The organism is Kitasatospora sp. McL0602, from assembly GCF_052076145.1.
Lineage (GTDB): Bacteria > Actinomycetota > Actinomycetes > Streptomycetales > Streptomycetaceae > Kitasatospora.
On record NZ_CP197246.1, the window covers coordinates 975,835 to 994,423 of the forward strand.

Below are 18,589 nucleotides of genomic sequence, written 5' to 3' on the forward strand. Positions count from 1 at the left end.
GAAGAGGACAGAGTTGTGACGACAGCACATCCTGTGTCCGGCCGGGAGAGCCTCGGGGGCGTACCCGTACCCCGTCTCTCGTTCGACGAGTTCATGGCCTTCGGGCGGGAGGCCCTCATCCGGGCCGACGTCCCGGTGGTGATCACCCTGCCGAAGGGCGCCCACGGCCTCGGCCGGGAGGGCGTGGCCGAGCGCCTCGGAAACATGGCGGTGACGCTGTTCACCGAGCCGAGCAACAAGCAGAACTCCGAGCGTTGGACGACCAAGGACATCCAGCTCCGCGAGTTCTTCGAGGACGAACGCTATCTGACCGATCCGGGCACCTGGAATCGCATCGTCTCGAACATCCGCAACAGCCCCGCCGATGTCGACGCGATCCTCGGATTCGACGCCGGGAAGCTGTTCGACTACCGGCGGACGATGAACGCGGCCAACCTGTGGATCAGCCACCAAGGCGTGTTCACCCAGAGCCACTTCGACGAGTTGGAGAACTTCAACATAGCCCTGGAGGGCCGCAAGCGGTTCGTCCTGGCCCCACCCGGATTCTGGGAGTACTACCCCAGATCCGTGCAGAAGGGATTCGGCGACAAGTCGCAGTGCCCCGACTTCGACGACGTGGACCGCCGCCGCTACCCGAGGCTCGCCGCGAAGCTCGCCGAGCGCCGGGAGTTGATCCTCGAACCCGGCGAGATGCTCTACCTCCCGCTCGGCTGGTGGCACCAGGCCGAGTCGCTGGACGAGATGAACATCAACATGAACTTCTGGCTGCGCGACGCCAAGATCCTGCGCCGCCCGTACGTGCTCGGCGTGGCGCTCTACACAGCGGCGTACCGCAAGGTCAAGGGCGTCTACAACTACCAGCCCACCGAGGTGGCGTCATGACCGAGCGGAAGATCATCACGCCCCCGCACCGCTACCGGAACAACGACAAGCTGATCGGCATCGGCAACGAGTTCTGGGACCTCTCCGAGCAGAACGGCCTGGCCGGGATCGTCGCCGAGCTGCAGGACGGTGTCCTGCACACCGAGGGCGGCCACGAGTTCGTCAACTTCACCTGCTGCTCGTACCTCGACCTCGACTCGCACCCGAAGGTGATCGAGGGCGCCGTCGCCGCGCTGCGCCGCTTCGGGGTGCTGGACCACTGCATCCCGCGCAGCCGGGTGCAGATCCCCGCCCTGCTGGAGCTGGAGGCCTCGCTCGGCGAGCTGTTCGGCGCCGACGTGGTCAGCGCGATCTCGGCGGGCGTCGCCAGCGCGGGCCTGCTGCCGCTGATCGCCTCCGGCCATCTGGGCAGCGGCGTCCGGCCGTTGATGGTGTTCGACAAGAACTGCCACGTCTCGATGGCCGGCGCGAAACCGGCCTGCGCGGACGAGACGGAGGTCGTCACCGGCGCCCACCACGACCTTGCCTTCCTCGAGGACATGTGCAAGCAGTACGCCCGGGTCTGCTATGTGGTGGACGGCTCGGACAGCCTCGGCGGGTACGCGCCGGTGGTCGAGCTGGCCGAACTCCAGGAGAAGTACGGCCTGCTGGTCTACTACGACGACTCGCACTCGATCTCGGCCTACGGCGAGCGCGGCATCGGCTACATCCGCTCGCACGCCCCGGTGCTGGACGAGCGGACGATCACCGTCGCGACGCTCAACAAGGCGTTCGGCGCCAGCGGCGCGGCGATCATGCTCGACGGCTACTCGAAGAAGGCCCAGCGGGTGATCGAGCGCTTCGCGGGTGCCCTCAGCTACTCGCAACCGATGAACACCGCGGCGGTCGGCGCCTCGCTCGCCTCGGCGGAGATCCACCGCACCGAGGAACTCCCCCGGCTGCAAGCACAGTTGCGATCTCACATCGAGCTGTTCGACACGTACGTGAAGACCGAGCAGACCGGCAACGCGTACCCGATCCGGGTCGTGCCGATGACGGACGAGACGGTGATCGAGGCGGGCCGCCGGGTGTACGAGGCCGGGTACTACGTCTCCCCCGTGTTCTTCCCGATCGTCGCGCGCGGCACGGCGGGCCTGCGGGTGATGCTGCGCTCGGGCCAGACCGAGGAGCAGATCCGGGGCCTGTGCCGGGTGTTGGTCGAGGTGGGCGCCCAGCAGGCGACCGCCCTCCCGGAGGAGGCGGGCCGATGACCGGCACCGCCCGCGCCGTCCCCCGCAGCATCCTCTACACCCCGGCGCTGTCGCTGGAGCGGGTCGTGAAGGCCTGGAGCTACGACTCGGACGTGCACCTGATCGACCTGGAGGACGCCGTCCCGCCACCCGAGAAACCCGCCGCCCGGCGGATCTTCCGGACGGCGCTGGAGAAGGCGCCCAACCCCGCCAACATCGCCGTCCGGGTCAACCAGCTCGGCACCGTCGAGGCGGTGCACGACCTCGCGCTGCTCGCCGAGTGCCCGGTGAAGCCGGGGTTCGTCGTGATGACGATGGTGGACTCCCCGGTCGAGGTGGCGCTGATGCGGTCCACCCTGGCCTCGGCGGGGGTGCACCCGCAGATCTACGTGACGCTGGAGACCCCGGCCGCCGTGGCCGACCTGGACGCGATCGCGGAGGCCGCCGACGGGCTGATCCTCGGCTCGGCGGATCTGGCCGCCACCCTCGGCGTCGAGATCACCTGGGCGGGCATGCTCTCGGCCCGGCAGAAGATGGCGATGGCCTGCGCCCGCTACGGCACCGCCTGCATCGACACCGCCAACTACCGTCTCGCCGAGCCCGAGGTGCTGGCCGAGGAGATCGCCCTGGGCCGCGAGCTGGGCTTCCACGGCAAGGCCACCGTGCACCCGAGCGAACTCGCCACCATCAACCGCGCGCTCCGGCCCGACCCGGAGGGCCTGCGGCAGGCCCGGCGGGTGACCGAGGCGGTACGGGCGGCGGCCGGCGGGATAGCCGTCCTGGACGGCAACATGGTCGGCCCGCCGTTCGCCCGGATGGCCCGCGCGACGGTCGCGCTCGGCGACGCCTGGGCCGAGCGCTTCGGCGGAGCAGCCGGCAACAGCGACAGCAACAGCGAGAGTGCGGGGGCTGCTCATGATGGTCAGTGACTACCGCACCGCACCCGGCCCGGTCACCGCACCGCCGCCCGCCACCGTCGCCGTCATCGGCACCGGGGCGATCGGCCAGGACCTGGTCTCCAAGATCCACCGCTCCCCCGTGCTGGAGTGCACCCTCGTCGCCGGGCGCAACCCCGAGTCGGCGGGCCTGCGGCACGCCGCCCGGTTCGGCTGCCCGGTCTCGGCCGGCGGGATCGACGCCGTCCTCGCCGCGCCGCGCCCCTTCGACGTGGTGTTCGACGCGACCAACGCGATGTCGCACGCCGAACACTGGCGACTGCTCCAGCCGCTGGACACCCTCCTGATCGACCTGACGCCCAGCCGGGTCGGCCAGATGGTGGTGCCCACCGTCACCGGCACCGACGCACCCGCCGTACGCAACGTCAACCTGGTCAGCTGCGGCGGCCAGGCCAGCGTCCCGATCGCCCACGCGCTGGCCGGGAGCTTCGCCGTGGAGTACATCGAGGTCGTCTCCACCGTCGCCAGCACCATCGCCGGCCGCGCGACCAGGCTCAACCTCGACGAGTACGTGGCCACCACCCAGCACGCCGTCGCGCAGTTCTCCGGCGTCCGTGACACCAAGGCGATCCTCAACATCAGCCCGGCCGTGCCCCCGGCGGTCTTCCGGACGGCCGTCCACGCGGTGGTGCCCGGCGCCGTCGCCGGGAAGGTGCGCGCCGTGGTGGACGCGGCCGCCGAGCGGGTCCGGGCGTTCGCGCCCGGGTACCGCGTGGTCGCCTGCACCGTGAACGGCGACGAGGTCGTCGTCTCGGTCGAGGTCACCGCGGGCAGCGACGTGCTGCCGCACTACGCCGGGAACCTCGACATCATCAACTCGGCCGCCATCCTGGTCGCCGAGCAGCACGCGGCCCGGCTCGCCCAGGCCGCCGGCACGGGGGTGACCGGATGAGCGCGGTGGTGATCCACGACCCGACACTGCGCGACGGCCAGCACGCGGTGCGGCACAGCCTCGGCGTGGCGGCGTTGCGCGGGTACGCCGAGGCGGCCGACGCGGCCGGCATCCCGGTGGTGGAGGTCGGGCACGGCAACGGCCTGGGCGCCTCCTCGCTCCAGGTCGGCCGGGCCGCCGTCAGCGACGACGTGATGCTGTCCACCGTCCGGGAGGCCCTGCGCACCAGCCGGATGGCGGTCTTCATGCTGCCCGGCTGGGGCACCTCCGACGACCTGCGCAAGGCCGTCGCGCACGGCGCCGACGTGATCCGGATCGGCGTGCACTGCACCGAGACCTCGCTCGCCGAGCGCCACCTCGGCTTCCTCGCCGAGCAGGGCGCGGAGGCCCACTGCGTACTGATGATGAGCCACATGGCCACCCCGGAGGAGTTGGGCGAGCAGGCCGCCCAGGTGGTCGGCCACGGCGCTCGGGCCGTGGGCATCATGGACTCGGCCGGGTACTTCCTGCCGCAGGACGTTACCGAGCGGATCGGCGCGATCGTCAAGGCCGTCGACGTACCGGTGATCTTCCACGGGCACAACAACCTGGGCATGGCCGTCGCGAACTCGGTGGCGGCCGCCGAGGCGGGCGCCGGGATCATCGACGGCTGCGCGCGCGGCTTCGGCGCCGGTGCGGGGAACACCCAACTCGAGGTGCTGGTACCGGTGCTGGAGCGCACCGGCTTCGAGACCGGCATCGATCTGTACGCACTGCTGGACGCCGCCGAGTTCGCCGAGCGGGAGCTGATGCCGGCCCCGCCGGTGACCGGCTCGTTGAGCATCGTCAGCGGCCTGGCCGGGGTGTTCTCCGGCTTCAAGCACCAGGTACTGGACCTGTCCGGGCGGGCCGGGGTCGACCCCCGGGACGTGTTCTTCGAGCTCGGCCGACGGCAGGCGATCGCCGGCCAGGAGGATCTGATCGTGGACGTGGTGGCCGAGTTGAGCGCCAAGCGGGCAGCCCGATGACCGGGCCGGAGGCAGTCTCGCCGTTGCTGGTCGGCGCCGGAGACATGGCCGGCCCGGACCGCCTGCTGCGGGTGGTCGACGCCCTCGCCGAGGCCTTCGCCGACCTGTCGGCGGGGCTGACGGTCTCGCCACCCCGGACGGTCGTCGGGCACGGCGTCCGCGACGGAGGCGGCACCGACGGCGAACCGGCTGAGCCGAAGCTGTTGGTGGCCGGTACGGCGGTCTGGGAGCGGCGTGGGGTGGGCAGTGTCAAGATCACCACGCTCACCCCGGACAACGCCGGCCGGGGGCTGCCGCTGATCCACGGCGTGGTCGTGCTGACCGACCTGGAGACCGGGCGGGTCACGGCGCTGCTGGACGGCGCCGAGCTGACCGCCGTCCGCACCGGCGCGGTGGCCGCACTGGCGACGCGGCTCTGCGCGCCCGAAGGCGCCGAGGAGTTGGCGCTGATCGGCGCCGGGGTGCAGGCCCGCGCGCTGCTGCGGGCGGTGTCGGCCGTGCGGCCGATCCGGCACGTCCGGGTGCACTCCCGGACACCGGCCGGTACGGAGGCGTTCGCCGAGTGGGCGCGCGGGGAGGCCGGGCCGGATGTCCGGGTCACCGTCTGCGACACGGCGAAGGCCGCCGTGCTGGACGCCCAGATCATCTGCACGACGACCTCGACCAGCGGCCGCGAGCCGGTGGTGGCGGCCGACTGGGTGGCGCCCGGCGCGCACGTCAACGTCATCGGCGGCACGCACGAGGACGCGATCGAGGTCGAACCCGTCCTGCTGGCAGACTCGTTCGTCCTGGTCGAGGACCGGGCCGTCGCCGTGGAGGACGCCGGGGAGGTACGGGCCGCGCTGGCCGCCGGGCTGATCAAGGCCGGTGACCTGCACGAGCTGGGCGCCCTGGCCCGTGGGGCACCGGGCCCCGACGGCCGCACCTCGGTCTTCCGCAGCGTGGGGATGGCGATCGAGGACACGGCCGCCGCGGCCGCCCTGTACGAGGCGGCCGTCGGCGGACGCTAGGGGCTGATGCCGGGGGGCGAGATCAACTCGCCTCTCGGCAGCGGACCATGAAGGACCGCTCGAACACGATGACGGTCTCACCGGTCGCCTTGATGCCGGTGGTCTCGACCGTGATGATGCCCTGCCCCGGCCGGGACTTGGAGAGCCGCTTGTCGAGTATCCGGCTCGTCGCGTACAGCGTGTCGCCGACGAACACCGGGTCCTTCAGGCGGACCTTGTCCCAGCCGAGGTTGGCCACCGCGCGGGCCGACAGCGCCTGGACGGTCATGCCGCCGACCAGGCACAGCGTGATCCCGCTGTTCACCAACACCCGCCCGTACTCGGCGCTCTCGCCGTAGTGCCGGTCGAAGTGCAGCGGGTGCTGGTTCATCGTCAGCAGGGTGAGCCAGGTGTTGTCCGTCTCGGTGAGCGTGCGGCCCGGCCAGTGCCGGATCGTCATGCCGGGCTCGAAGTCCTCGTAGTCCCCGCCGTGTTCCTCGACGTACTCGTTGTCCTGCACTCGGCGCAGCGTCATGCGTCGGCCCTCCCCTGGGTGGCAGCTCGGTCGGCCACCAGGTTATCCGTACAGACGTTCAGACTCTGGAGAACACCCATGAACGCGCTCACCCCCAGCGGCACCCGTGCGGCCTCGGGGCACCCGTGGTTCGGCAGCCACCAGTTCGCGCCCGCCGCGTCGGCGGACACCGTCCGGCAGATGCTGCGGCACGAGATCCGGGACACCGGCTGGCCGTACCAGCCGTTGCTGCCCGGGGCGCCGCTCACGCTGCCGCGCGCCTCGTACACCGAGCTGTTCCGGGTGACGGCGGCGCTGCTCGACCTGATCCGCCGCACCGCGCTGGAGAGCGCGCCCGACACGGCCGGGCGGCTGGCGGCGTACGCGATGCCGGAGAGCGAGCACCAGCTGTTCGTGGCGGACCAGTTCACCGAGGAGCGGTACGCCGACTGCGTGGCCCGGCCGGATGTGGTGATCGGCGAGAACGGGCCGCAGTTCCTGGAGTTCAACGTCAGCGGGGCGCTCGGCGGGGTGGTGGAGACGCACTGCCGGCTGGAGGTGTGGCGCAGGCTGTACGCCGACGACCAGGGCCGACTGCCGTTCGCCTCACAGGACCCGTTCGCGGTGCGGGCCGGGATGTTCCGGGACCTGGTGGCCGAGCTGGGGGTGGCGCCCCGGCTGGCGGTGGCCGGCAGCGCCCGGGACCAAGGGGTGGAGTCCGCCCGGTACTTCGAGATCGAGACCGACTACCTCAACAACCACGGGGTGACGGCCCGCTTCTTCGAACCGGAGGACCTGCACGAGGCCTGGGACTGCGCACCGCACCTGCGCTACCCGCTGGGGCTGCGGAACTTCACCATCCCGGACTGGGTGGATCTCGGCATCGACCGGGCGCCGGTGCAGGCCGCGCTGGACAACGGCTGCCTGCTGGTCGGCACCCAGACCTCGACCTTCCTCTCCAGCAAGCTGACCATGGGCCTGTTGTCGGAGGGGCGGCCGTGGATGAGCACCGCCGAACGCGCCCTGGTCGACCGCTACCTGCCGTGGACGCGGGTGCTCTCGCAGCGCTGGACGAACCGGGGTGACCAGAAGGTCGACCTCGTCCGGTTCGCCGTCGACAACCGGGAGTTGCTGGTGCTCAAGGAGAGCATCGGGATGAGCGGCAAGCAGGTCGTGCTCGGCCGCGAGACCGAGCAGGCCGCCTGGGAGGCGGCGGTGCACCGGGCCGCCGAGGCGGGCACCAGCGTGCTGCAGGATTTCGTCGCACCGCTCACCTGCCCGCAGGTGATGATCGCCGACGGCGCGGACGAGGCCCACGAGGCCTCGGTGGCCCCGGTGTTCGGCCCGCTGCTGTTCGGCGGCCGCCCGGCGGGCATCTTCGCGCGCTTCTTCGGCGACGGCACCGCGGGCGTGGTCAGCGTCTACGGCGCCGGCAGCTCGGACAACTGCGTGGTGGCCGTGTAATCGCGCCTCGGTCAGACGACTGCCAGCGGGCCCGGTTGGGTGACCGTCAGGTCGAAGACGGTCAGCTGCGGCTCGGCGCCGACCTGCTTGAAGAGCCTCGGCGCCGCGGCCAGCTTCGGGTTCGAGCGGACGGCGTCCAGGGCTGCCTTGTCCCGCCAGAGGCTCTGCACCCGCCAGAGCCCGTCGGGCCCGCGCAGCAGCTCCGTCCGGACCAGCCCGTCGGGCAGTGGCCCTGCCACCAACTCCCGGTACGACCTCACCAGCTCGTCCTCGCGGCCCGCCGGGACGACCGCACTGACCTCACTCAACACCTGTCCGGACATCGCCCTCACCTCCGTCACTCCAGGCTACGCCGCTGCTTATAGTCACCACATGCGTACTTTCGGTGGGCGAGCGGTGCTCGCGGTGGCGGCGGCGGTTCTGGCGATGGTCGGCACGGTGGCGGCCGCCCCCTCCGACTCCGATCTGGAGGTCGTCCGGATCGATCCGGACGCGGCCCCGCCGGGCGGTCTCACCACCGTGCACGGCTTCGTGGCGAACCTGGGCCCGGAGGCGGCGGCCTCGCCGTTCACGGTGGAGATCGACGTGCCCGTCGGGTTCACCTTCGAGGGGCCGTACTTCCCCGCCGGGTGCGTCCGGTCGGCCGCCGGGCACGTCGTCCGCTGCACCTTCGGCGCCGGGCTCCCGCAGGGGCGGACGGCCACCGCGCTGGCCCCGGTCCGGGTGAACGGCAACGTGCCCCCCGGCACGAAGGCCGAGGGGCACGTCAGGGTGTTCGGGCTGGACGACCGCCACCCGGGGAACAACGGCACGCCGTTCACCCTCACCGTCACATGAGGGTCACGAGGTGACGGTCAGCGGTAGACCCGCACGTAGTCGGCGGCCATGGTGATCGGGGCCGAGCCCGACGGGCCCGGGTGGTACTGCCCTGCGCCCACCGACAGGTTCAGGATCAGGTACGCCGACCAGTTGGTGCCGACGCCGGTGCCGTCGGAGAAGACCTTCACGCCGTTGACGTACCAGTCGACCGAGTTCGCTCCGTAGTAGGTGCCGATCGTGACCCACTTGTCGGCGCCGACGGCGTTGGCGTCGGTGTAGTACTTCAAGCCGGACTTGACGTGGTTGGTCAGCTCCAGCAGGTTCGGGTTGTCGGGGTGGTACTCGAAGGAGTCGATCTCCCCGTTGCCGTTCTTCCACGTCCACAGCGCGGGCCAGGCACCCGACCCGGCGGGCAGCTTGACCCGGGTCTCGGCGTAGTCACCGGTCTTCACCTGGAAGCCCTCCTTCGAGCCCTCCGTGGTCAGCAGGCCGGTGTCCCAGGCCTGCTTGCCGTTCTCCAGCGTGTGGCTGGAGGGAGTCGCGGTGAAGGTGGCCACGCCGTTGGCGACGCTGACGTTGCTCTTGTTGAGCCAGTCGAGCTTGTTGTCGTCCGGGTTGTGGTTGCCGTACTTGTACGCGGTGCTCTGGTCGCCGACCCAGCGGTCGCCCCAGCTGACGGCGCTGTTGAACTCGTCCGACCAGGTCAGCGCCTTGCCGGGGACCGGCGAACCGGTGCTCGGGGTCGGCGGCGGCGTGGGCGCCGGGGTGGGGGTGGGCGTGGGGGCCGGGGTGGGTGTCGGAGTCGGGGTCGGCTTCGGCGCGGGGGCGGGCGTGGGGGCCGGAGCCGGGGCGGGCGCCGCGCCGGAGACGGTCAGCGCGTGGGCGGCCAGGTTGTGCCAGCTGCCGGAGTAGTCCTGCCAGAAGCCGAACTGGGTGTACGTCCCGGCCGGGAGGGTGCGGGCGCCGGTGGTGATCGACACCCCGCTCGGGCAGATCCGCACGTTGGAGGCGGAGCCCGGGAAGTCGAGGTTGCGCCCGGCCGCGTCACGGACGCCGACCCCGAGGGTCTTCGCCGTGAAGCAGGAGCTGGAGTGCACCGTCAGGCCCGCCGAGGCGGCCGTGCCCGCAGCCATCGCGGCGGGGGTGAGACGGTCCTGGGTGACGCCGACGGCGGCCTGAGCCTGGCCGGCGAGCGGGACGGCGACCAGGGCGGCGGCGCCGGCGATCGCTCCGAGACGGGCAGGGGTGGCGGGTATGCGCATGGGGGTGGCCCTCTGAGACGCCTGCGAGGTGAGCTGTCGGATTCGGGCCTCAAGGGTCTGGCCCGGCCGCTTGTGGGAGCGGCTTCACCCCAAGCCGGGCCCCGGCGCGCCCGTAGGCGCGAGGAGCACGGCGACTGACCTGGTTCCCCCGCTCCTGTCCGGTTTCTCCGGTTCGGCTGCCTGCCGGCGGGTGGACAGGATTCGGCGTCCCGACGGCAGGGTCCGCGAGACGCGGACGACCTGTGCAGGCTAGGCAGCTTGTTCGTGATCAAACAAGAAAACGGCGCGAGACAAGGCTCACACCGCAGCGCACCGCACTGGCGTGCGGATCTCCGAGGTCGGTCCGTACGCCACAAGTCGCCCGCGTTCCCTGCTAGTTACCCGTGGGTGAAGTCTTCGCTCAGGGCTTCCGCCGGGCCCGGCCGGGCCTCCAGACTGCTGGCATGCGAATCACTCTACGCGCGTTGCAGACGCGTGCCGTCTCCGCTGCAGCTGTCGGCCTGCTCACGCTGGCCCCCACCGTCGTGTTCGCCGCCGACGCCCATGCCACCGTCAGTGGCAGCGTCTGCAAGACCGCCCTGCCCAGCCAGGCGAACGACACCCTGGCCCTGATCGCCAAGGGCGGCCCCTACCCCTACTCGCAGGACGGCGTCGTCTTCCAGAACCGCGAAGGCGTGCTGCCCTCCCAGAGCACCGGGTACTACCACGAGTACACGGTCATCACCCCGGGTGCCCCCACCAGAGGCACCCGCCGGATCATCACCGGCAAGACGTACCACGAGGACTACTACACCTCCGACCACTACGTGACGTTCTACAAGGTCAACTTCAGCTGCTGACCCCTGCCACACCCTTCGCCGCCCCGCGCCACCGCCACCGAATTGCAACCACGGCGCAGCGCCCCGGTCGGATAGGTTGGGTGGGTGCGACCGGCTCTCCGGGCGCACCCACCGCCGCACCCCCAGGTGCAGCACCAGCCGCTTCGAGACCGAGACGAGGGACCTCCCGAAGATGACCGCGCCCCTGCCAGGCTTCGCCGGACGCACCTACCTCTTCCAGGTCGACAACGGCGCCGCCTTCCGCAACGCCTACTCCGCCGACGGGACGCGGCTGCGCTGGGAGGGCCTCGGCGAGTCGGCCGGCCAGTGGGAGGACGTCTCCCTGCACGTCGCCCAGGTCGGCCCCGCGCTCTACTTCGTCAGCTGGACGGAGGCGAGCGGCATCACCGTCAGCCACGTCATGGACCTCACCGCGATGACCGTCCGCGCCTTCTGGACGTACGAGGGCGAGGGTGGCCGGGTCGGCGAGCTGCACACCGGCAAGCTGGAGCAGCTGGCCTGAGCCACCGGCCGGCCAGTGGCTCGAAACCCGTCGACGCGGGCGGGCCCGGCCCGTAGCCTCGCCGGGTGCCCGTACCCCGCAGCATCGACTCCTGGCAGCAGGTCGAATCCCGGCAGGGCTTCGCCGCCCACCTCTGGTTCCTCGCCCGCGACAGCGAGCGGGCCTGCCTCGCGCCGGACAGCCGCGCCCCCGCCGCCCGCCGCTGGGCCCACCGGAGCATCGACAGCTTCCTGCGCGGCTGGGGCCGGGTGCTGGACGGCCTCGCCGACGGCACCGAGCCGCCGTACGGAGAGACCACCGGGCAGCTGGGCTGGCAGGGCCTCGCCCGGCAGCTCGACACCGCCCGCGCCACCCCGCCGGGCTCCGGGCCGGTGCTCGCCGACCCGGCCGCCGACTCCGACTCCATCTCCGACGAGGTGACCACCGCGACGGAGCTGCGCCGCTACCTCGACGCCCTGGCCGCCGACTTCCTCCGGGACGAGCGCGAGCAGCGCACCCTGAGCGCCCTGACCGCCCGGGGCGGCTGGGCGCACCACGCCCTGCCGAGCTGGCTCGGCGCCTGGAGTGCCTGGGTGGCGGCCGAATCGCCCCTGCACGCCGAGCTGGAGCCGGTCACCTGGCGGTCGGTCGCCCTGCAGCTCTCGGCGGCGCGGGTGTACGAATAACCGGCGCGTCAGCTGGCGCCGGCCGGGACGGTGAGGTGCCCGGAGAGCCACTCCAGGGCGGGCGGCAGCAGGCGCGTCCAGGTCTGGAAGTTGTGGCCGCCGGTCGGGACCTCCGCCGTGGTGACGGCCATCGGGGCCTGCACGGCCGCCTCGAACTGGTCGGTGTCGTGCTTGTAGTTGCCGTCGCCCTCGTCGCTGCCGGCCAGCATCGCGGCGATCTTCGGGGCCGGCTGGTTCTTCAGACGCCACATCAGGTCGGCCTCGTCGCGGCGCTGCTGGCTGCCCTTGAAGAGGTCACCGGTGGTGGCGTCCTCGGCGGCCTTGTAGTAGCCGGAGATCGAGACGGCGGAGGGGAAGACGTCGGGGTGGCGCATGGCCAGCTTCAGCGCGCAGTAGCCGCCGGTCGAGTTGCCGACGATGCCCCACGCGTGGGCGTCGGCGGAGACCCGGTAGGAGCCCTCGATCTCCTTGGGGACGTCCCGGCTGAAGTACGCGTCGGACTGCGCGCCGCCGGGGATGTCCTCGCACTCGGTGTCGGCGGGCATCGCGGGCGAGGGGCGCATCAGCACCAGGACGGTCGGCTGCATCTTCCCGGCCTGCATCAACTGAAGTGACGCTCCAGGGTAGTTGAGGCGGGTGAGCAGGTTCTTGGCATCGCCGGGGAAGCCGGTCATGACAATCGCGGCGGGGAACTTGCGGGCCGCGTACTCGGGTTGGAAGTACTGCGGGGGCAGGTAGACGTACCCGTCGGTGCTGAGGCCACTGCTGGGCCCGCCGATCCGGACGACCCGGATCTCACCGGCCTGCTTGGGGTCGCGGCCCAGCGCGCCGCCGCCCTGGACGGCCTCCTTGCCCAACTCCTGCACTACGGCGGCCGGTGCCTTCCGCTCGGTCCCGGCCGCCACCGCCTTCGTCCGGACGTCGATCGAGCCCTGGTCGCCCGTGCCGAGCAGGTCGTCCCAACTGCTGTAGAACGTGAAGTAGTTGTTGGCGAAGAGGCCCAGCGCGCAGATCACGACCAGCTGGGTGCCGAGCAGCGCCCCGACCCGCCCGAGCACCGCCCGCCAGTTCCGCCCCGACAGTCTCGGCCAGAGCCACACCGTCGCCGTCATCACCAGGACGGCGAGCATCACCGCCACCGCCAGCACCTTGTGGCTAGTCAGGCCCATCGTCCCCGCCGCTTCCGTACGCTCCACCGGGCCACCGGCCCGTCCGCGCGTCAAGTATGCACCGGCGGGTGTCAGGGGGTGAGGGCGGGCCAGGGCACGTCGGTGGCGACCGGGGCGGTGTAGTCGACGCCGGGTACGGAGAATCCGTAGAGGCGTCGGACTTCGGCACGGAACCAGTCGACATCGGCCAGGTCGGCGATGGTCTCCGTGGTGGCCGTCTCCCAGCGTTCGGCGACGGCCGCCTGGACGTGGTCGGTCATCTCGAAGGTGTCCAGGCGGACACGTCCCTCGTCGTCCGGGGCGAGCGGGGCGGCGCCGGTGAGCTGGTCCCAGAGGGCGGCGAGCTGACGGATCGGCGGGACGAGGCCCTCGCCGAGGACGCCGCGCAGCAGGCCGGTGTACAGGGCGATGCCGGGGATCGCGGTGGAGGACTGGGTGACGGCGGCGCCGTTGACGGAGGTCACGGCCCGCCCGCCGACCAGCTTGTCGAGCCGCTCGTTCAGGGTGCGGGCGGTGGCCTCCAGGTGGGCCTTGGCCGCGCCGATGGTGCCCTGCCGGTAGATCGCCGCCGTCAGCGACGAGCCGATGTAGGACAGTGCGGCGGTGGCGAAGCCGTCGGCGAGCAGCCCCCGCCCGGCGAGGTGGTCGATCCAGCGTTCCCAGTCCGCGCCGCCCATCACGGCCACGGTCTGCTCGATGTCGTCGCCCTCGGCCGGCCCGGTCTCCACCTCGCGGACCTCGGGGACGCCCTCCTCGTCGAAGACGAGCGACTTGGTGCGGTCCGTCCGGCCGATCGGCTTGAGCACCGAGGCGTAGGTGGTGCCGGTGGCGGGGTCGGTACGCCGGGGCGCGGCCACCGAGTAGATCAGGTAGTCCAGCCGACCGCCGAAGCGCTGCTCGACGAGCTCGGCGACCTCGTCCTTCATCGTGTCGGAGAACGCGTCGCCGTTGAGGAAGACCACGTCCCGCCCGGCAGTGCGGGCGATGCCGGCGGTGGCGGCGGTGCGGTACCAGCCGGCCGTCGCGGTACGCCGTGCCGTGGGGGCCTTCTCGAAGGACACGGCGATGCCACGGATGCCGGCGCGCTTGAGTCCGGCCAGCGTGGCCGCGAGACCGTACCCGGCGGAGGAGCCGATGACCAGCGCGACCGGCCCGTCGCCCTCCGGCGCAGCGACGGGGGCGGGGCAGGCCTGCCACATGTCGGCCACCAGCTGCTCGCACCCGGCCGGGTGGGAGTCGAGAAAGAGGAAGCCCCGATTGCGGGGAGTGAGAACGCGCTCGGTCACGATGGCAGTCCTTGGGTCGGCCGGAACAGGGGTGCGACGACCTGCCGGGCCGCCGCGCCCTGCCAGTCTGTGCCAGCCCGCCCGCGTGCAGTGGCCCTGCCGGGAACAATGATCACGAGCCGGTCTTGGAGTGTTTCCACCACTGACGACGCGCCAGAGTGACCGCTCTTCGAGCCCTATGACGCCCAGAAGGGCACGAGCAGGCCGACGAAGACCAAGCCCAGCGCGCCGAAGCTCCACTGGCAGACCCTGCGGAACCGCCGCTCGTACGCGGCGCCGAGGCTGCTCCTACGGGCGGCGAACGAGCTGACGAGGAGAGCCAGCCCGCCACCCATGACCACGACGGCGAAGGTCAGGCCCATGGCGTCGCCCAGCGCGGCGTGCGTGCCGCCGGGCACGCAGGTGCCGGTGGGTGTGCAGCCGACCTGCTCGTACCGGCCGGACATGTTCTCGCCGACGTCCCTCATCAGCGCCAGGCCCCCCGAGGCCTCGGGCACGGCGGAGAGCGGCTGCACCGAGCCGAAGCACTCGTACGAAGTCCCGCGCCCCCCGACGTGGTCCGCCAGGCAGGTGCCGAAGTGCATCTGGCCGGAGCCGCCGGTCAGCCCGGAGGCGAGCCGGAAGTCACCGAGCACGCCCTTGAACGCCGCGCCACCGCCCACCACGAGCGCCAGCCCGACGACGGTCATCAGCACGAAGCCGAGCAACCCGAGCCGCACACCGGTACCGGCCTTCGGCCGCCGGGACGGGGTCGGGCCGTACTTGGTCCGGTCCCGCCCGGCGCCGGGCCCGGGTCTCTTCCTGCCGTTCGTCATCTGCCGTCCCCCGTCGTGAAGCACCGGCCCTGTCCGGCACGGTCCGAGCAGGATAAGGCCGAGCTGCCCGGGGCCGTCAGGCGTGGGTGCCGCCGTCGATGCGGATCTCGGTGCCGGTGACGAAGGCGCCGTCGTCGGAGGCCAGCATCGCGACCACACCGGCGACGGCCTCGGGGCCTGCGAAGCCGTAGGCGCTGTGGGCGGGGTTGAGCGCCGGGCTGAGCTTGGCGAAGAGGGACATGTCGGCGTCGTCCGGGATACCGGGGCCGCGGTTCTGGCCGCTCGCGCCGGAGGCGTCCGTCATGCCGCTGCTGATCGAGCCGGGGGCGACGGAGACGGCGCGCAGGCCCTGCTTGGCGTACTCCAGCGCGATCGCGTGGGTGAAGGACTGGATGCCGCCCTTGCTCGCCGCGTACGCCGCCATGTACGGGTGGGCGAAGGTCGCCGAGGTGGAGCTGAAGTTGACCACCACGCCCCGGCCGGACTCCAGCAGCGCGGGCAGTGCCTCGCGGGTGACCAGGAAGGTGCCGGTCAGGTTGACCGCGAGCACGCGGTTCCAGAACTCGAGCGTGGTCTGCTCGGTGTGCGAGGAGCGCAGGATGCCGGCCGCGTTGACGACGACGTCCAGGCCGCCGAGCCCGGCGACGGCCGCCGCGACCCCGCCCTGCACGGAGGCCTCGTCTGAGATGTCGACCACGGCGGTGGCGAGGCGCTCGGCGGTGCCGTCGGCGAGCGCGAGCTCGCGGGTGGCGGCGAGACCGGGCTCGGCGACGTCGACGCCGACGACCCGGCCGCCCTCGGCGAGGACGCGGCGGGCGGTGGCCTGCCCGATGCCGGAGCCCGCGCCGGTGATGAGGACGCGGCGGCCGTCGAAGCGGTTCATGGTGCTCTCCCTGTGGAGTCGTACGTGGTCTTCCTACTGCCTACTCCTGCACGGTACGCCTTGGTGGCACGTTGTGCCACATTCGCACTGCGCGCCTGCCCGTCGGCTAGAATTCCGCTGTGCCCGAGACCACCCCGCGCCCCTCCCTGACCGAGCGCCGCAAGGCCGCCACCCAGCAGGAGATCGCGCTCGCCGCCGCGCTGCTCTTCGCCGAGCACGGCCCCGACGCCACCACCGCCGAGGACATCGCCCGCGCGGCCGGGGTCTCACTGCGGACCTTCTACCGGTACTTCCGGACCAAGGAGGACGCCGTCGCCCCGCTGCTCTCCGCCGGGGTCCGGCACTGGGTCACCGAGCTGGCGGCCGCGCCGCCGGAACTCTCCCTCGGGGCCGCGCTCGAACGCTCCGCCCGGATCGCCGTCACCCCCGCGCCGAACCGGCCCGCCGAGGCCCTCAGCTGGACGCGGGGCCTGCTGCGGGTCGTCCCCGGGGCCCCCGACCTGCTGGCCGTCTGGCACCGCGTGCACCACGAGTCGGAGCTGGCCCTCACCCCCGCCCTCGCCACCCTGGCCGGCCCCGACGCCGACCCGCTGGAGATCCGCCTCACGGCGGCGGCCGCCAACACCGGCATGCGGGTGGCGATGGAGACCTGGGCCGCCTCGGACGCGCCCGTCACCGCCGCAGCGGACCTGGCGGCCCGGTGCATCCGGGAACTGACGGCGGGCCTGCCGCTCTGCCGGTGACATGCCGGTGACATGCCGCAGCGCTACGCGGGCACAGAAAAGCAGCGCCACCCCGTGGACCGGGAGGCGCTGCGCGAGATCCTGCTGATGGGCGGCCGGGCTGGTGGGCGGCGTCGGTGATGCTCGTACGTCGCCCGGGTCAGCCCGGCCTGCCAGGGGTACTACGCGACGACGCCGGACTTGCCGATGGCGATCTTCGCGCGGGTGGCGCCGGACTGCGAGCCCAGGGCCTCGATCTTCTTGACCAGGTCCGAACCCTCGACGACCTCGCCGAAGACGACGTGCTTGCCGTCCAGCCAGGAGGTCACGACGGTGGTGATGAAGAACTGCGAGCCGTTGGTGTTCTTACCGGCGTTCGCCATCGAGAGCAGGAACGGCTTGTCGTGCTTGAGCTGGAAGTTCTCGTCGGCGAACTTCTCGCCGTAGATGCTCTTGCCGCCCGTGCCGTTGCCGGCGGTGAAGTCACCGCCCTGGAGCATGAACTCCGGGATGACGCGGTGGAAGCCCGAGCCCTCGTAGCCGAAGCCGTGCTGACCGGTGGCCAGCTCGCGGAAGTTCTGCGCCGTCTTGGGGACGACGTCGTCGTAGAGCTTGAAGACGATCCGGCCTGCGGCCTCGCCGTCGATGGTGATGTCGAAGAAAACGTTGGTGGACATGAGGACATCTTGCACCATCGGCTGCCGCCGGGTGAGCTCGGACCTCTGCCACCGCGCGTCACGGGCCGGATCAGAGCGGCACCACGGCGACCGGGCAGTGGGCGTGGTGCAGCACCGCGTGGACGGCGCTGCCGAGCCGCAACCCGAAGTGCGGGGCCGGTGCGTGACGGGCGATGACCAGCAGCGCGGCCCGCTTCGACGCCTCGACCAGCAGCGCGGCGGTGGCGCCGCTGACCTGCTCGGCCCGGAGGTCGACGTCGGGGTAGTCGGGGTGGATCGCGTCGACCGTGCGGCGCAGCAGTTGCTCGTGCAGGGCCGTCTCCTCGCCGAGTTCGTCGGCCATCGGCGCCGTGTGGCCGACGTCGGCGACGACGGTGGCCCAGCTGTGCAGGGCGCGGACGGGCAGCCCGCTGATCTCGGCCTCCCGGAGGGCGAAGCGCAGCGCCGGGACGTCGCCGTCGTCCCGGATCGAGACCAGGATGTCGCCGCCGGCGGTACCACTGCCCCGGACGACGACGGTCGGGCAGGCGGCGTGGGCGGTGACGCGGAGGCTGACCGAGCCGAGCAGCAGGGAGGCGAAGCCGCCGTGACCCCGGGTGCCCAGGACGGCGAGTTCGGCGTGCTCGGCGGCGGTGAGGATGGCCGGGGCGGCGTCCCTGGGCACGACGTCCCCGGTGATCCGGAGGGTGGGATGGGCGGCGATCAGCCGGTCGAGCTGCTCGTCGAGGACGGCCTGCGCGTTCTTCAGGATCAGGTCGGTGACGGCGGCGCCCGCCCTCGGGGAGAGGGTGACGGTGCCGGTGTTGACGGCGTGGACGAGGTGCAGCGGGCACTCCCGCCGCTCGGCCTCCCGGGCCGCCCAGTCGGCTGCGGCGGCGGCCGGGGCCGAGCCGTCGACACCGGCCACCACGCCTGCGGGGGATCTACCGTTCATGATCAACTCCCGGAGAGCTCCGTGCCCTCCGTGGCGCAGCGGCCCACCCCGGCCGGGGACGGAAGGCTCTGCCCTCCAGCATG

21 protein-coding genes and 1 riboswitch are annotated in these 18,589 nt (G+C 72.1%); of the genes, 12 read left to right on the top strand and 9 right to left on the bottom strand.

Annotated features, from left to right (window positions below):
* Positions 1 to 15 precede the first annotated feature (15 nt).
* The 6 genes from ACR68M_RS04625 to ACR68M_RS04650 are packed head-to-tail and all read left to right on the top strand — an operon-like array spanning position 16 to position 5,976.
* On the top strand, positions 16 to 882 hold the full coding sequence (locus ACR68M_RS04625; RefSeq protein WP_441249109.1) for a cupin-like domain-containing protein: 867 nt from the start codon (positions 16 to 18) through the stop codon (positions 880 to 882).
* Positions 879 to 2,132 carry an 8-amino-7-oxononanoate synthase family protein gene (locus tag ACR68M_RS04630; protein ID WP_441249110.1) on the top strand — a complete coding sequence of 418 codons (1,254 nt, stop codon included), beginning with the start codon at positions 879 to 881 and terminating at the stop codon, positions 2,130 to 2,132. The genes ACR68M_RS04625 and ACR68M_RS04630 overlap by 4 nt, the downstream gene beginning before the upstream one ends.
* Entirely contained in the window at positions 2,129 to 3,040 is a 912-nt protein-coding gene (locus tag ACR68M_RS04635) for an HpcH/HpaI aldolase/citrate lyase family protein (protein ID WP_441249111.1), read from the top strand. The genes ACR68M_RS04630 and ACR68M_RS04635 overlap by 4 nt, the downstream gene beginning before the upstream one ends.
* A complete protein-coding gene (locus tag ACR68M_RS04640) occupies positions 3,030 to 3,959 on the top strand; it encodes an acetaldehyde dehydrogenase (acetylating) (protein ID WP_441251511.1) in 930 nt (309 codons plus the stop codon). Before ACR68M_RS04635 ends, ACR68M_RS04640 begins: the two co-directional genes overlap by 11 nt.
* Positions 3,956 to 4,966, top strand: a complete 1,011-nt coding sequence (gene dmpG, locus ACR68M_RS04645; protein WP_441249112.1) for a 4-hydroxy-2-oxovalerate aldolase — start codon at positions 3,956 to 3,958, stop codon at positions 4,964 to 4,966. Before ACR68M_RS04640 ends, dmpG begins: the two co-directional genes overlap by 4 nt.
* A complete protein-coding gene (locus tag ACR68M_RS04650) occupies positions 4,963 to 5,976 on the top strand; it encodes an ornithine cyclodeaminase family protein (protein ID WP_441249113.1) in 1,014 nt (337 codons plus the stop codon). The genes dmpG and ACR68M_RS04650 overlap by 4 nt, the downstream gene beginning before the upstream one ends.
* Positions 5,977 to 5,998: 22 nt before the next feature.
* On the opposite strand, the gene ACR68M_RS04655 is transcribed toward ACR68M_RS04650, so the two are convergent.
* The gene (locus tag ACR68M_RS04655) at positions 5,999 to 6,490 is read right to left on the bottom strand and encodes a MaoC family dehydratase (protein ID WP_441249114.1); all 492 of its coding nucleotides are present in this window, start codon (positions 6,488 to 6,490) and stop codon (positions 5,999 to 6,001) included.
* Between the two features lie 78 nt (positions 6,491 to 6,568).
* On the opposite strand from ACR68M_RS04655, the gene ACR68M_RS04660 reads away from it, so the two are divergent.
* The gene (locus tag ACR68M_RS04660; RefSeq protein WP_441249115.1) at positions 6,569 to 7,933 is read left to right on the top strand and encodes a hypothetical protein; all 1,365 of its coding nucleotides are present in this window, start codon (positions 6,569 to 6,571) and stop codon (positions 7,931 to 7,933) included.
* Positions 7,934 to 7,944: 11 nt separating this feature from the next.
* Here ACR68M_RS04660 and ACR68M_RS04665 read toward each other — a convergent pair whose 3' ends face one another.
* On the bottom strand, positions 7,945 to 8,256 hold the full coding sequence (locus ACR68M_RS04665; protein WP_441249116.1) for an antibiotic biosynthesis monooxygenase: 312 nt from the start codon (positions 8,254 to 8,256) through the stop codon (positions 7,945 to 7,947).
* Between the two features lie 49 nt (positions 8,257 to 8,305).
* On the opposite strand from ACR68M_RS04665, the gene ACR68M_RS04670 reads away from it, so the two are divergent.
* Positions 8,306 to 8,770, top strand: a complete 465-nt coding sequence (locus ACR68M_RS04670) for a hypothetical protein (RefSeq protein WP_441249117.1) — start codon at positions 8,306 to 8,308, stop codon at positions 8,768 to 8,770.
* Between the two features lie 17 nt (positions 8,771 to 8,787).
* Here the strand turns inward: ACR68M_RS04670 and ACR68M_RS04675 are convergent, their stop codons facing one another.
* On the bottom strand, positions 8,788 to 10,014 hold the full coding sequence (locus tag ACR68M_RS04675; RefSeq protein WP_441249118.1) for a glycoside hydrolase family 16 protein: 1,227 nt from the start codon (positions 10,012 to 10,014) through the stop codon (positions 8,788 to 8,790).
* An 8-nt stretch (positions 10,015 to 10,022) separates the two neighbouring features.
* Positions 10,023 to 10,192: riboswitch (cyclic di-AMP (ydaO/yuaA leader) on the bottom strand.
* A gap of 265 nt (positions 10,193 to 10,457) precedes the next feature.
* On the opposite strand from ACR68M_RS04675, the gene ACR68M_RS04680 reads away from it, so the two are divergent.
* The 3 genes from ACR68M_RS04680 to ACR68M_RS04690 all read left to right on the top strand — a co-directional run bounded on the left by ACR68M_RS04680 (position 10,458) and on the right by ACR68M_RS04690 (position 12,020).
* Positions 10,458 to 10,853: a ribonuclease domain-containing protein gene (locus tag ACR68M_RS04680; protein WP_441249119.1), complete on the top strand. Its 396-nt coding sequence runs from the start codon at positions 10,458 to 10,460 to the stop codon at positions 10,851 to 10,853.
* A gap of 172 nt (positions 10,854 to 11,025) precedes the next feature.
* Positions 11,026 to 11,355, top strand: a complete 330-nt coding sequence (locus tag ACR68M_RS04685) for a MoaF-related domain-containing protein (RefSeq protein ID WP_441249120.1) — start codon at positions 11,026 to 11,028, stop codon at positions 11,353 to 11,355.
* A gap of 65 nt (positions 11,356 to 11,420) precedes the next feature.
* Positions 11,421 to 12,020 carry a hypothetical protein gene (locus tag ACR68M_RS04690; RefSeq protein ID WP_441249121.1) on the top strand — a complete coding sequence of 200 codons (600 nt, stop codon included), beginning with the start codon at positions 11,421 to 11,423 and terminating at the stop codon, positions 12,018 to 12,020.
* An 8-nt stretch (positions 12,021 to 12,028) separates the two neighbouring features.
* Here ACR68M_RS04690 and ACR68M_RS04695 read toward each other — a convergent pair whose 3' ends face one another.
* From ACR68M_RS04695 to ACR68M_RS04710, 4 genes are all read right to left on the bottom strand, one after another.
* Positions 12,029 to 13,216 (bottom strand): alpha/beta hydrolase, encoded by a 1,188-nt coding sequence (locus tag ACR68M_RS04695; RefSeq protein ID WP_441249122.1) that lies wholly within the window; start codon positions 13,214 to 13,216, stop codon positions 12,029 to 12,031.
* A 44-nt stretch (positions 13,217 to 13,260) separates the two neighbouring features.
* Complete coding sequence (gene fabV, locus ACR68M_RS04700) at positions 13,261 to 14,475, bottom strand: enoyl-[acyl-carrier-protein] reductase FabV (protein ID WP_441249123.1); 1,215 nt, start codon at positions 14,473 to 14,475, stop codon at positions 13,261 to 13,263.
* 176 nt (positions 14,476 to 14,651) lie between these two features.
* Positions 14,652 to 15,290: a hypothetical protein gene (locus ACR68M_RS04705; protein WP_441249124.1), complete on the bottom strand. Its 639-nt coding sequence runs from the start codon at positions 15,288 to 15,290 to the stop codon at positions 14,652 to 14,654.
* Positions 15,291 to 15,366: 76 nt separating this feature from the next.
* The gene (locus ACR68M_RS04710) at positions 15,367 to 16,173 is read right to left on the bottom strand and encodes an SDR family NAD(P)-dependent oxidoreductase (protein WP_441249125.1); all 807 of its coding nucleotides are present in this window, start codon (positions 16,171 to 16,173) and stop codon (positions 15,367 to 15,369) included.
* A gap of 119 nt (positions 16,174 to 16,292) precedes the next feature.
* On the opposite strand from ACR68M_RS04710, the gene ACR68M_RS04715 reads away from it, so the two are divergent.
* Entirely contained in the window at positions 16,293 to 16,916 is a 624-nt protein-coding gene (locus ACR68M_RS04715) for a TetR family transcriptional regulator (protein ID WP_441249126.1), read from the top strand.
* Positions 16,917 to 17,077: 161 nt separating this feature from the next.
* Here ACR68M_RS04715 and ACR68M_RS04720 read toward each other — a convergent pair whose 3' ends face one another.
* Together ACR68M_RS04720 and ACR68M_RS04725 are read right to left on the bottom strand one after the other, a co-directional pair.
* Complete coding sequence (locus tag ACR68M_RS04720; protein ID WP_441249127.1) at positions 17,078 to 17,572, bottom strand: peptidylprolyl isomerase; 495 nt, start codon at positions 17,570 to 17,572, stop codon at positions 17,078 to 17,080.
* Positions 17,573 to 17,642: 70 nt separating this feature from the next.
* On the bottom strand, positions 17,643 to 18,506 hold the full coding sequence (locus tag ACR68M_RS04725; protein ID WP_441249128.1) for a universal stress protein: 864 nt from the start codon (positions 18,504 to 18,506) through the stop codon (positions 17,643 to 17,645).
* Positions 18,507 to 18,589: the final 83 nt, after the last annotated feature.

Excerpts from the sequence above, each read along its gene's own strand:
- ACR68M_RS04660 (WP_441249115.1), top strand. The coding sequence starts at position 6,569 with ATGAACGCGCTCACCCCCAGCGGCACCCGTGCGGCCTCGGGGCACCCG.
- ACR68M_RS04710 (WP_441249125.1), bottom strand. The coding sequence starts at position 16,173 with ATGAACCGCTTCGACGGCCGCCGCGTCCTCATCACCGGCGCGGGCTCC.
- ACR68M_RS04665 (WP_441249116.1), bottom strand. The coding sequence starts at position 8,256 with ATGTCCGGACAGGTGTTGAGTGAGGTCAGTGCGGTCGTCCCGGCGGGC.
- ACR68M_RS04630 (WP_441249110.1), top strand. The coding sequence starts at position 879 with ATGACCGAGCGGAAGATCATCACGCCCCCGCACCGCTACCGGAACAAC.
- ACR68M_RS04725 (WP_441249128.1), bottom strand. The coding sequence starts at position 18,506 with ATGAACGGTAGATCCCCCGCAGGCGTGGTGGCCGGTGTCGACGGCTCG.
- ACR68M_RS04640 (WP_441251511.1), top strand. The coding sequence starts at position 3,030 with ATGGTCAGTGACTACCGCACCGCACCCGGCCCGGTCACCGCACCGCCG.
- ACR68M_RS04635 (WP_441249111.1), top strand. The coding sequence starts at position 2,129 with ATGACCGGCACCGCCCGCGCCGTCCCCCGCAGCATCCTCTACACCCCG.
- ACR68M_RS04650 (WP_441249113.1), top strand. The coding sequence starts at position 4,963 with ATGACCGGGCCGGAGGCAGTCTCGCCGTTGCTGGTCGGCGCCGGAGAC.
- ACR68M_RS04705 (WP_441249124.1), bottom strand. The coding sequence starts at position 15,290 with ATGACGAACGGCAGGAAGAGACCCGGGCCCGGCGCCGGGCGGGACCGG.
- dmpG (WP_441249112.1), top strand. The coding sequence starts at position 3,956 with ATGAGCGCGGTGGTGATCCACGACCCGACACTGCGCGACGGCCAGCAC.
- ACR68M_RS04720 (WP_441249127.1), bottom strand. The coding sequence starts at position 17,572 with ATGTCCACCAACGTTTTCTTCGACATCACCATCGACGGCGAGGCCGCA.
- ACR68M_RS04675 (WP_441249118.1), bottom strand. The coding sequence starts at position 10,014 with ATGCGCATACCCGCCACCCCTGCCCGTCTCGGAGCGATCGCCGGCGCC.
- ACR68M_RS04685 (WP_441249120.1), top strand. The coding sequence starts at position 11,026 with ATGACCGCGCCCCTGCCAGGCTTCGCCGGACGCACCTACCTCTTCCAG.
- ACR68M_RS04680 (WP_441249119.1), top strand. The coding sequence starts at position 10,458 with ATGCGAATCACTCTACGCGCGTTGCAGACGCGTGCCGTCTCCGCTGCA.
- ACR68M_RS04655 (WP_441249114.1), bottom strand. The coding sequence starts at position 6,490 with ATGACGCTGCGCCGAGTGCAGGACAACGAGTACGTCGAGGAACACGGC.
- ACR68M_RS04670 (WP_441249117.1), top strand. The coding sequence starts at position 8,306 with ATGCGTACTTTCGGTGGGCGAGCGGTGCTCGCGGTGGCGGCGGCGGTT.